The 13,281-nt window shown below is 36.6% G+C and carries 4 protein-coding genes and 1 pseudogene; 4 read left to right on the top strand and 1 reads right to left on the bottom strand.

Annotated elements, in window-relative coordinates:
• Positions 1-144 precede the first annotated feature (144 nt).
• The 3 genes from rpoB (at position 145) to G3A46_RS12890 (ending at position 8,760) form a co-directional block, all read left to right on the top strand.
• Positions 145-3,957, top strand: coding sequence for a DNA-directed RNA polymerase subunit beta (gene rpoB, locus G3A46_RS12900; RefSeq protein ID WP_139856210.1), 3,813 nt, complete (start codon positions 145-147; stop codon positions 3,955-3,957).
• 92 nt (positions 3,958-4,049) lie between these two features.
• Entirely contained in the window at positions 4,050-8,348 is a 4,299-nt protein-coding gene (rpoC, locus tag G3A46_RS12895; protein WP_206736022.1) for a DNA-directed RNA polymerase subunit beta', read from the top strand.
• A gap of 94 nt (positions 8,349-8,442) precedes the next feature.
• On the top strand, positions 8,443-8,760 hold the full coding sequence (locus tag G3A46_RS12890; protein ID WP_139856208.1) for a DUF3467 domain-containing protein: 318 nt from the start codon (positions 8,443-8,445) through the stop codon (positions 8,758-8,760).
• Between the two features lie 97 nt (positions 8,761-8,857).
• On the opposite strand, the gene G3A46_RS12885 is transcribed toward G3A46_RS12890, so the two are convergent.
• Positions 8,858-10,474 carry a peptide chain release factor 3 gene (locus G3A46_RS12885; RefSeq protein WP_165150403.1) on the bottom strand — a complete coding sequence of 539 codons (1,617 nt, stop codon included), beginning with the start codon at positions 10,472-10,474 and terminating at the stop codon, positions 8,858-8,860.
• A gap of 982 nt (positions 10,475-11,456) precedes the next feature.
• Here G3A46_RS12885 and G3A46_RS12880 point away from each other — a divergent pair.
• Positions 11,457-13,281: pseudogene (locus G3A46_RS12880) on the top strand (hypothetical protein); the annotation flags it as partial.

Raw genomic sequence — 13,281 nt, 5'->3', positions numbered from 1 at the left:
TATTACGTTCCAAACCCTAAGGTTTAGGTCTTCCGTCCCGTTATTATCGGGGTCGGAAAGGCCTAAACCATTTTGCGTATATAATGGTTAACACCTTTTTTATACGTTTATTCAATATTATTTTAATTAAAATTCCGTCCATAGATGTCAGCAACGCAAACTGAAAGATTGAATTTTTCCTCTGTAAAAAATAAGCCGGATTATCCCGACTTTTTGGACATTCAGATAAAGTCCTTCCAGGATTTTTTCCAATTGGAAACCAAATCAGAAGAAAGAGGCCAAGAAGGTTTATATAAAACCTTTTTGGAAAATTTCCCAATTACCGATACTCGCAACCAATTCGTTTTAGAGTTCTTAGACTATTTCGTGGATCCGCCAAGATATTCCATCCAGGAGTGTATTGAACGTGGTCTTACTTATAGTGTGCCTTTAAAAGCAAGGTTAAAACTATACTGTACAGACGCAGAGCACGAAGACTTTGAAACTATTGTTCAGGATGTTTACCTAGGTACTATCCCTTATATGACTCCTAGCGGAACTTTCTGCGTTAACGGAGCTGAACGTGTTGTTGTTTCTCAACTTCACCGTTCTCCAGGGGTGTTCTTTGGTCAGTCTTTTCACGCCAACGGAACTAAACTATACTCTGCCAGAGTAATTCCTTTTAAAGGATCGTGGATTGAATTTGCCACAGATATTAACAGCGTAATGTACGCTTACATTGATCGTAAGAAAAAATTACCTGTTACAACCCTTTTCAGAGCTATCGGTTTTGAAAGAGATAAAGATATTCTCGAAATTTTTGATCTTGCAGAAGAAGTTAAGGCTTCAAAAACAGGACTTAAAAAATATATTGGGCGTAAACTAGCTGCCCGTGTGCTAAAAACTTGGCACGAAGATTTCGTTGATGAAGATACTGGTGAAGTAGTTTCTATTGAACGTAACGAAATTATCTTGGACCGTGATACTGTTCTTGAAAAAGAACATATTGACGAAATTATAGATTCAGGAAGCAAAACTGTTCTTTTACACAAAGAAGAAAATCAGTTAGCCGACTATGCTATTATTCACAATACATTACAAAAAGATCCTACTAACTCTGAAAAAGAAGCAGTAGAACACATATATAGACAACTTCGTAATGCTGAGCCGCCAGATGAGGAAACTGCTCGTGGAATTATCCATAAGCTTTTCTTTAGTGACCAAAGATATAATCTTGGTGAGGTTGGGCGTTATAGAATGAACAAAAAACTTGGTCTTGATATCGCAATGGATAAGCAGGTGCTTACTAAAGAAGATATCATTACCATCGTAAAATACTTAATCGAGCTTATTAACTCTAAAGCTGAGATTGATGATATTGACCACCTTAGTAACCGTCGTGTACGTACTGTAGGTGAGCAATTATCTCAACAGTTTGGTGTTGGTCTTGCTCGTATGGCGCGTACTATTCGCGAGCGTATGAACGTTCGTGATAACGAGGTGTTTACACCTATCGATTTGATTAATGCAAAGACATTGTCTTCTGTAATTAACTCATTTTTTGGTACAAACCAGCTTTCACAGTTTATGGACCAAACAAACCCACTTGCTGAGATTACGCATAAGCGTCGTCTATCTGCATTAGGGCCAGGAGGTTTATCACGTGAAAGAGCAGGTTTCGAGGTTCGTGACGTTCACTATACACACTATGGTCGTCTTTGTCCTATTGAAACTCCTGAAGGACCAAACATTGGTCTTATTTCATCACTTTCGGTTTATGCAAAGGTTAATAACCTTGGGTTTATTGAAACTCCATACCGTAAAGTAAATGATGGAAAAATAGATTTTAAAAATGAGCCAATCTACCTTTCTGCTGAAGAAGAGGAAGATATGCACATTGCACAGGCAAACATTCCATTAACAGACGATGGCGTTATCGATACCGATAAGGTTATTGCTCGAATGGAAGGTGATTTCCCACTTGTGGATCCTGTAACTTTAAACTATGCCGATGTTGCGCCTAACCAGATTGCATCTATTTCTGCATCTCTAATTCCATTCTTGGAGCATGATGATGCTAACCGTGCATTGATGGGATCTAACATGATGCGTCAGGCGGTACCTTTATTAATTGCAGATTCTCCAATCGTTGGAACTGGTCTTGAAAGACAAGTTGCTTCTGATAGCCGTGTTTTAATTAACGCAGAAGGAGATGGTGTAGTTGAATACGTTGATGCAAACGAAATTACTATTAAATACGACCGTACTGAAAACGAACGTATGGTAAGTTTTGATAGCGATTCTAAAACATATCAACTAGTAAAATTCAGAAAGACAAACCAAGGAACTTCTATTAACCTTAAGCCTATTGTAAGCAAAGGGGATAGAGTTAAAAAAGGACAAGTTCTTTGCCAAGGTTATGCTACTGAAAAAGGTGAACTAGCGCTAGGGCGTAATATGAAGGTTGCCTTCATGCCTTGGAAAGGTTACAACTTTGAGGATGCAATTGTAATTTCTGAAAGAGTAGTACGTGAAGATATATTCACATCTATTCATATTGACGAATACTCATTAGAAGTTCGAGATACTAAGTTAGGTAACGAAGAATTGACAAATGATATTCCAAACGTTTCGGAAGAAGCTACTAAAGACTTGGATGAGTATGGAATGATTAGAATTGGTGCCGAGGTAAAACCTGGTGATATTCTTATCGGAAAAATTACTCCAAAAGGAGAAAGTGATCCAACTCCTGAAGAGAAACTTCTTCGCGCTATTTTTGGTGATAAAGCTGGTGATGTAAAAGATGCATCCTTAAAAGCTTCACCTTCATTAAACGGTGTAGTAATAGACAAGAAATTGTTTGCTCGTGCTGTTAAAGATAAGCGCAAACGTGCGAAAGATAAAGAAGACATCGCAGAACTTGAAGCAAAATACGAAAGCAAATTCGTAGCCTTACAAGATAAGTTAGTTGAAAAACTATTCACAATCGTAGGAGGTAAAACTGCTCAAGGAATAAGCAATGATTTAGGTGAAATAGTATTCCCTAAAGGTAAAAAGTTTACATTAAAGATGCTTAACTCTGTTGACGATTACACCCACTTAACTGGAGGTACTTGGACAACTGATGATGAAACCAATGCGTTGGTTGCAGATTTAATGCACAACTATAAAATTAAGGAAAACGACCTTCAAGGTAACTTGCGTCGTGAGAAGTTTACTATCTCTGTAGGAGATGAGCTTCCTTCTGGAATTCTAAAACTAGCAAAAGTTTACATCGCTAAGAAGCGTAAACTTAAAGTTGGAGATAAAATGGCAGGACGTCACGGAAACAAGGGTATTGTTGCACGTATTGTACGTGAAGAAGACATGCCATTCCTAGAGGACGGAACTCCTGTAGATATAGTATTGAACCCACTTGGTGTACCATCTCGTATGAACATTGGGCAGATATACGAAACCGTTCTTGGATGGGCTGGTCAAAAATTAGGTCGCAAATTCGCAACTCCAATTTTTGATGGTGCAGTAATCGATCAGATAAATGAATATACTGATGAAGCTGGAATACCAAGATACGGGCATACTTACTTATATGATGGTGGAACTGGTAAGCGTTTCGATCAACCTGCAACTGTAGGTGTGATTTATATGTTGAAACTAGGCCACATGGTAGATGATAAGATGCACGCGCGTTCCATTGGACCATACTCACTTATTACGCAACAACCACTTGGTGGTAAAGCACAATTTGGTGGTCAGCGTTTTGGAGAAATGGAGGTTTGGGCTCTAGAAGCATACGGTGCATCTAGTACGCTTAGAGAAATATTGACTGTTAAATCTGATGATGTTATTGGAAGGGCTAAAACCTACGAGGCAATCGTAAAAGGTGAAACTATGCCAGAACCAGGATTACCAGAATCGTTCAACGTACTTATGCACGAATTGAAAGGATTGGGTCTTGACATTAGATTAGAAGAATAAAGATAAACCCCTTCACAACCGTGAAGGGGAATCTTAAATTTCTTCCGAGGAATTAAACCCTCATTTAACAACAAAGTTTATTTTAAATCATGATGAACAGAAATAAAGAAAACACAGTACAGAAATTCGACAAGATTTCTATTGGTTTGGCCTCTCCTGAATCTATTTTGGCAGAATCACGTGGAGAAGTTCTAAAACCCGAAACAATAAACTACCGTACGCACAAGCCAGAGCGTGACGGACTTTTCTGTGAGCGTATTTTTGGTCCTGTAAAGGATTACGAGTGTGCCTGTGGTAAATATAAAAGAATTCGCTACAAAGGTATCGTTTGTGACCGTTGTGGTGTAGAAGTAACAGAGAAAAAAGTACGTCGTGACCGTGTTGGGCATATCAACTTAGTTGTTCCTGTTGCACACATTTGGTACTTCCGTAGTCTTCCTAACAAAATTGGTTACCTTCTTGGATTACCATCTAAGAAACTGGATATGATTATTTACTACGAACGTTATGTAGTAATTCAACCAGGTGTAGCTAAATATGAAAGTGGAGAAGATGTTAAGAAACTAGACTTCCTTACAGAAGAAGAGTATCTTGATATTTTAGAAACAATTCCACAAGATAACCAGTACTTAGAAGATACAGATCCTAACAAATTTATTGCTAAGATGGGAGCAGAGTGCTTGATCGATCTTTTGCAAAGAATTGACTTGGACACTTTATCGTACGACTTACGTCATAAAGCTAACAACGAAACTTCTAAACAACGTAAAACAGAAGCTTTAAAGCGTCTTCAAGTTGTAGAAGCACTTCGTGATGCTAATAAAAACCGCGAGAACAAAGCTGAGTGGATGATTATGAAAGTAGTTCCGGTAATTCCACCAGAACTTCGTCCATTAGTACCACTTGATGGTGGTCGTTTCGCGACTTCAGATTTAAATGATTTATACCGTCGTGTAATTATTCGTAACAACCGTTTGAAGCGATTAATGGAGATTAAAGCTCCGGAGGTAATTCTACGTAACGAAAAGCGTATGCTTCAAGAAGCGGTAGATTCATTACTTGATAACACGCGTAAATCTTCTGCAGTAAAAACTGATAGTAACCGTCCGCTTAAATCACTTTCAGATTCATTGAAAGGTAAGCAAGGTCGTTTCCGTCAAAACTTACTTGGTAAACGTGTAGATTATTCAGCACGTTCGGTAATTGTTGTAGGACCAGAACTTAAATTATTTGAGTGTGGTATTCCTAAAGATATGGCTGCCGAACTTTACAAGCCTTTTGTAATCCGTAAATTGATTGAAAGAGGAATTGTAAAAACTGTAAAATCTGCAAAGAAAATTATAGATAAAAAAGAGCCTGTAGTTTGGGACATCCTTGAGAATGTATTAAAAGGACACCCAGTAATGCTTAACCGTGCTCCTACTTTGCACAGGCTGGGTATTCAAGCTTTCCAACCTAAATTAATTGAAGGTAAAGCAATACAACTACACCCATTAGTGTGTACTGCGTTTAACGCGGATTTCGATGGTGACCAGATGGCTGTTCACTTACCACTAGGGCCAGAGGCAATTTTAGAATGTCAGTTATTGATGCTTGCATCTCACAACATTCTAAACCCTGCAAATGGTTCACCAGTTGCTGTACCATCTCAGGATATGGTTTTAGGTCTTTACTATATGACCAAACTAAGAAAATCTACTGAAGATGTTAAAGTAAAAGGAGAAGGCCTTACTTTCTATTCGGCTGAAGAAGCAATTATTGCTTACAACGAAGGACAGGTAGATTTGAACGCTGAAATCAAAATTAGAACTAAAGATTTCAACGAAAATGGTGAGTTAACAATGCAAATTATCACTACCACTTTAGGTAGAGTAATCTTTAACGAAAAGGTTCCTGCTGAAGCTGGTTTTGTTAACGAAGTATTGACTAAAAAATCTCTTCGTGATATTATCGGGAAAATCTTAAAAGTAACTTCAGTACCTGTTACTGCAGACTTCCTAGATGAGATTAAAACTTTAGGATATAAATTCGCTTTTGAAGGCGGACTTTCATTCAGCTTAGGTGATATTATTATCCCTGCTGAAAAACAAAGTATGATTGATAATGCAAACTCACAAGTTGACGGTATTATCAACAGTTATAACATGGGTCTTATTACCAATAACGAACGTTACAACCAAGTTATTGATATTTGGACTGCAACTAACGCAGAGCTTACCGAGCTATCTATGAAGCGTATTCGCGAAGATCAGCAAGGATTTAACTCGGTGTATATGATGCTTGATTCTGGTGCGAGGGGTTCTAAAGAACAGATCCGTCAGTTAACAGGTATGCGTGGATTGATGGCAAAACCTAAGAAATCGAACTCAGGTGGAGGTGAAATTATTGAAAACCCAATTCTTTCTAACTTTAAGGAAGGTCTTTCAATTCTTGAATACTTTATCTCTACTCACGGTGCTCGTAAAGGTCTTGCGGATACCGCACTTAAAACGGCAGATGCTGGTTACTTAACACGTCGTCTAGTTGATGTTTCACAAGACGTTATTGTTAATGAAGAAGACTGTGGTACATTACGTGGTATTGAAGTTTCAGCATTAAAGAAAAACGAAGAAGTTGTTGAGACTTTAGGAGCTAGAATTGTTGGACGTACTGCGCTTAATGACGTTATTCACCCACTAACTAAAGAAGTATTAGTAAGTGCTGGAGAACACATTTACGAAGAGATAGCAGATGCTATTGAGGCATCACCATTGGATAGTGTAGAAGTTCGCTCTGCATTAACTTGTGAGGCTAAAAAAGGTATATGTGCACAATGTTACGGTCGTAACCTTGCAACCAATAAAATGGTACAACGAGGTGAGGCAGTTGGTGTTGTAGCAGCTCAATCAATTGGAGAACCAGGAACTCAGCTTACACTTCGTACTTTCCACGTGGGAGGTATTGCAGGTAACATTTCTGAACAAAATAACTTAACGGTTAAATTTGACGGAAAGGCTGAAATTGAAGATCTTAAAACTGTAAAAGGTGAAGATAATCAAGGAAATCCTGTGGATATTGTTATTTCACGTACTTCAGAATTGAAGTTAGTAGATAAACAAACAGGAATTACGCTTAGTACAAATAACATTCCTTACGGTTCAACATTACTTGTTAAGAATGGTGATTCAGTAAAAGCAGGAGATGTAATCTGTACTTGGGATCCATATAACGGTGTAATTATTTCAGAATTTGCTGGAAAAATTAAATACGAAAACATCGTTCAAGGTGTAACGTATCAAGTTGAGATTGATGAGCAAACAGGATTCCAAGAAAAAGTAATTTCTGAATCAAGAGATAAAAAACGTATTCCAACCCTACAAATTCTAGGGAAGAAAGACGAAGTAATTCGTTCTTACAACTTACCAGTTGGTGCACACATTATGGTGGACGACAACGATAAGATTAAAGTAGGAAAGGTACTTGTTAAGATTCCACGTAAATCTGCAAAATCAGGAGATATTACAGGAGGTCTTCCACGTGTTACCGAGCTTTTCGAAGCGCGTAACCCTTCAAACCCTGCTGTAGTTAGCGAAATTGATGGTGTGGTTTCATTTGGTAAAATTAAACGTGGTAACCGCGAGATTATCGTTGAGTCTAAATTAGGCGAAATGAAAAAGTATTTGGTAAAATTATCAAGCCAAATTCTAGTTCAAGAAAACGATTACGTTCGTGCAGGTATGCCATTATCTGATGGTTCTATTACTCCAGAAGACATTCTTCGCATTAAAGGCCCATCTGCAGTACAGCAATATCTTGTGAACGAAGTTCAAGAGGTTTACCGTCTGCAAGGGGTGAAGATTAACGACAAGCACTTTGAGGTTGTTGTTCGTCAAATGATGCGTAAGGTGAGAATTGAAGATCCGGGAGATACTACTTTCCTTGAGAATCAATTAGCTCATAAAGATGACTTTATCGAAGAAAACGATAAGTTATTCGGAATGAAAGTGGTTACAAATTCAGGTGATTCTGAAAACTTGAAAGAAGGTCAAATTCTTTCTCCTCGTGCCCTTCGTGATGAAAACTCTTTATTGAGAAGAAATGATAAAGAGCTTGTAGAGGCTCGTGATGTTGTTACTGCAACTGCTACTCCAGTACTTCAAGGTATTACGAGAGCGTCGTTACAGACTAAGTCATTCATCTCTGCAGCTTCCTTCCAGGAAACTACTAAAGTATTAAACGAAGCAGCTGTAGCTGGTAAAGTTGATACATTAGAAGGCTTGAAAGAAAACGTTATTGTAGGTCATAAAATACCAGCCGGTACAGGTATGCGTAGATATGACACTATAATAGTGGGATCGAAACAAGAATTGGAAGAAATGAATAAAGCTAAAGAAGAAGTTAACTATAACTAATTTTTATATAAAGGTGCGTTTTTAGAAACGCACCTTTTATATTTTCAGTTTTTATTCATTAAATAAAATATTATAAAACAGCAAATTTTTAGCAATGTCAGATCAAAAGAAACAACCCAAACAAGGCCAGATAAATATTGAGTTAGACGAAGGTGTAGCCCAAGGTATATACAGCAATTTAGCTATCATTAATCATTCTGTTTCTGAATTTGTGGTTGACTTTGTAACTATAATGCCAGGAGTTCCTAAGAGTAAAGTGAAGTCTAGAATTATCTTGACACCCCAACACGCTAAGCGATTTTTGAAGGCATTAAACGATAATGTTAAACGATTTGAACAAGCCCACGGCGAAATCAAAGACTATGAGCAACCGCCTATGCCTTTGAACTTTGGCCCAACAGGCGAAGCATAAAAAAAGCCCCAAAAATTGGGGCTTTTTTTATGCTTTAATTTTAATAAACTAAACCTATATTTCTACTTAAAATATAGGCAGCAAAGATTGTTTCGTGTTAAGCTTTTGAAGGCTTTTTGGTTGTTTTCTCAAATTCACTTACAAAATGCAATTTCACATTTGGATATTTAGATTGGGTCATTTGTAGTGTAAATGCTGAATCGGCAAAGAACACAAGTTGACCGCGTTTATCCTTTGCTAAAAATTTGGATTTAACTCTTTTAAAATCGGCGAATTCTTCGCTTTTTGGATCTTGGGCTTCTACCCAACAAGCTTTATGTACATTCAAGTTTTCATAAGAACAACTTGCGCCATATTCATGTTCAAGTCTGTACTGAATAACTTCAAACTGAAGAGCACCAACAGTTCCTATTACTTTACGTCCGTTTAATTCAAGTGTAAATAACTGTGCAACACCTTCGTCCATTAATTGGTCGACGCCTTTTTCAAGTTGCTTACTCTTCATTGGATCGGCATTGTTGATATATTTAAAGTGTTCTGGTGAAAAGCTTGGAATTCCTTTATAGAACATTTCTTCACCTTCAGTAAGTGTATCGCCAATTTTAAAGTTCCCTGTATCGTGAAGACCTACTATATCGCCGGGGTAGGAGATATCTACTATTTGTTTCTTTTCAGCAAAGAAAGCATTCGGGCTACTAAATTTCATTTTTTTACCATTGCGAACGTGTAGGTAAGGTGAGTTTCTTTCGAAAGTACCTGATACAATTTTTACGAAAGCCAATCTATCGCGATGCTTAGGGTCCATATTTGCGTGAATTTTAAATACAAAACCTGAAAAAGCTTTTTCATCTGGATGGACTAATCTAGTATTGCTTTCTTTTGGGCGTGGGGTAGGAGCTATTTCAATGAAACAGTCTAGCAATTCACGTACACCAAAATTATTTAATGCGGAACCGAAAAATACAGGTTGTAATTCTCCATCTAAATACTCTTGCCCGTCAAAATCCGGATAAACTTCTTGTACTAACTCAATTTCTTCACGAAGAGTTTCAGCTGCTTTTTCACCAACTAATTTGTCTAGTTCAGAACTATTTAAGTCTTCTATTTCAATCGTTTCCTCTATATTTTTTCTACTATCACCACTAAAAAGGTTTATATTTTTTTCCCAAACGTTATAGATTCCTTTAAAGTCGTAACCCATTCCAATTGGGAAACTAAGTGGTGTAACACGTAAGTGAAGCTTTTGTTCAATTTCGTCTAATAAATCAAAAGCATCTCTACCTTCTCTATCAAGTTTATTCACGAATACGATCATTGGGATGTTTCGCATTCTACATACTTCTACAAGCTTTTCAGTTTGTTCCTCAACCCCTTTTGCAACGTCTATAACAACAATTACGCTATCCACAGCGGTAAGTGTTCTAAATGTATCTTCAGCAAAATCCTTGTGCCCTGGAGTATCAAGAATATTAATCTTTATTCCTTCATATTCAAATGCCAAAACTGAAGTTGCTACAGAAATACCACGCTGTCGTTCTATTTCCATAAAGTCACTTGTAGCACCTTTTTTAATCTTGTTGTTTTTTACAGCTCCAGCTTCATTAATAGCTCCACCAAAGAGTAGAAGTTTTTCTGTAAGTGTAGTTTTACCAGCATCGGGATGCGCAATAATACCGAAAGTTCTTCGGCGTTTAATTTCTTTTGTTAAAGACATAATCGTTTTTCGTATATGTTGCAAAGATAAAGTTTGTTATTGGAGAAATAAACTGATGCGGTAGTAAAAAGAGGGGAATTATTATATAGTTGTGTTTTATATAAGGTTTAAAAATGCCTAATATATAATCAGACTCAAGCATTTTTGCCATAGGAAGGTTATAAATATACTTAATAAATGAACTTCTAATTTCTTAAATTATACACTTCATTTTCTTGTTGAAATAAACTAAAATTGAAGGTGTGACTTAGTTTCTTAATTGTGTAAATGTCGAGCTTGTCTGTTAAATCGTTAACTTTAATTAACATTCTAGCGCGTTTTATTGTAAAAACATTAGGATATACGTGTTAGTACGTATATGATATTTTGGAAAATTATGGTACGTTTGTTCTATAGTTAAGTAGTTGTTGTTCATTTGAATGTGTAAATTGCTTTTCTAAAACTATCCCCATAGAAGCTTTTTTTTTAAAGTTTAGTATCAAGAATTCCCCACTTCAATCTTGATAATTGATTATAAATTTAAGATTTTAAGACTGTCTCCTCTCAAGTTTTGTTTTAAAAAATGATATTATAGTTACATAAGAATATATACCCTAAATTCTTATTTGAAAGAAATAAAGTAAAGTTATATTAAACTCAGACCCAACTCCTCACTGGTCATTTAGGATATATTTTATTTAAAGAATTTTTTTGAACTCATAGGCTAGTTCACTTTTCCCCACAGGCGCCTTTAGATTTTATGTACAATAATTTGTTTAGAAACTAATCAATATGAGTTTTTACTCGAATAATTGAGTGGCTTTCTTGATTGATTAAGGTTCTTACTATAAATATGAAAATAAACGACCCATATATAATAAATACAGAATGTTTTATGGAAATGGAATTCACAATTTTCTTGTTGTAAAGCAGACTTGTTAATTACCTAATGCTAGCGTAGTAGCATTTTTCTTTTTAAAAAAGGATTAAAAAAACTGAGGATATGTATAAAATTACTTCTTACAAACACATAAAAAGATTCTCTCTTTTTATACTTATATGTTTAATTTCAAGTATTGGGGTTTTACATTCGCAAACGGTTAATGTTACCGTTCCAACCGGAGGATTTCAAATGGATGGAGATTTAGAGTCCAATACTCCAGCAACTGGTGTTGGAGATTGGGTACAGGGACCTATTGGTTTAGGTGGATTTGTATTAAACAATAATGGTACTCCTGTTGACCCCAACATTACTAGGTTGGTACGTGATGAATATAACGGTGGAGATAATATATTAAAACAAGGGAAATTAAATGACGACCCTAATACTTGGACTTGGGCCTTAGGAAAAGCTACAGGTAAAGGTGATATTAATAACGTAATGTATCACCTAGGTAAGGAACAGACTAGTGGGGATGAATGGATTTTTGTTGGGGGTGACCGTATGGAAACAAATGGTACTAGTTATATAGACTTTGAATTTTTACAGAATACAATTACTACTACAGGTGTTACTAGTGGGGGATTTAGTTCAGCTGGACCAGATGGTGGTCGTACTATAAATGATATACTTTTAACTGTTGAGTACGCTAATGGTGGATCATCGCCAACCGTTCATTTGTATTTATGGAAACATCTTGGAGGATCAAATTATGGATATGTTTCACAAACTTTAGGTCCTAATGGATTTGGAGCCACAAATACTGTAAATGTAAATGTGCCTTTTGGAAGCTTTGGATCCAATAATTATATTCCTTATCAATTTGCAGAAGCAGCTATAAATTTAACGGATTTTTTTGGCTCATTACCTGACCCATGTATTGGAGTTAGTATTAAAACCTTATTAGTAAAAACCAAACAATCTACATCTTCTACAGCATCATTAAATGATTTTGTTTCTCCAATTCAAGTTGAACTTAGTTTCGGGACTGCAGAAATTGATTACGGCGGAGATGGAAGTTTTTGTGAAGGTGGGGGTAATATTATGGTTAACCAAACTGGTATTACAGGAGGAACATATTCTGCATCACCAGCAGGTTTAAGCATTGATTCTACTACAGGAACAATTGATGTTCAGAATAGTAATCTAGGTACTTATACTGTAACTTATTCATATAGTACCAACGGATGTAATAAAACTGCCACAACTACTGTTAAAATAGTTAAAGCACCAGACCAACCAACTGCTGATGTAGTTCAACCAACCTGTGAAACACCTAACGGTAAAATTTCCATTACTTCACCATTAGGCGCAGGATATGAATACAGTATAAATGGCACGGATTATCAGGCATCAGTAGATTTTGATGGCTTAACCTCCGGTACTTATAATGTAACGGCTCGTAATACTTCAGATCCAACATGTATCTCTACAGCTTTATCAGTAACGATAAACGATGTACCAAATGCACCAGCCACACCAACTGCTGATGTAGTTCAACCAACCTGTGAAACACCTTCAGGTAAAATTTCAATTACAGCTCCATTGGGTGCAGGATTTGAATACAGTATTGATGGCACGAACTATCAGGCTTCAGTAGACTTTATTAACTTAACCTCTGGTACTTATAGTGTAACGGCTCGAAATACTTCAGATCCTACGTGTGTTTCTACAGCTTTATCTGTAACGATTAATGATGTACCAAATGCACCAGCTACACCAACTGCTGATGTAGTTCAACCAACGTGTGCAGTACCTTCAGGTAAAATTTCAATTACTTCACCATTAGGTGCAGGATATGAATACAGTATTGATGGTACGAACTATCAGGCTTCAGTAGACTTTATTAACTTAACCTCTGGTACTTATAGTGTAACGGCTCGAAATA

Source organism: Aequorivita sp. KMM 9714, assembly GCF_011065475.1.
GTDB lineage: Bacteria > Bacteroidota > Bacteroidia > Flavobacteriales > Flavobacteriaceae > Aequorivita > Aequorivita sinensis.
This window is presented reverse-complemented; position numbering and strand designations above follow the sequence as displayed.

Bases quoted from the DNA above. Each gene is read 5' to 3' on its own strand.
- rpoB (WP_139856210.1), top strand. From the start codon at position 145: ATGTCAGCAACGCAAACTGAAAGATTGAATTTTTCCTCTGTAAAAAAT.
- rpoC (WP_206736022.1), top strand. From the start codon at position 4,050: ATGAACAGAAATAAAGAAAACACAGTACAGAAATTCGACAAGATTTCT.
- G3A46_RS12890 (WP_139856208.1), top strand. From the start codon at position 8,443: ATGTCAGATCAAAAGAAACAACCCAAACAAGGCCAGATAAATATTGAG.
- G3A46_RS12885 (WP_165150403.1), bottom strand. From the start codon at position 10,474: ATGTCTTTAACAAAAGAAATTAAACGCCGAAGAACTTTCGGTATTATT.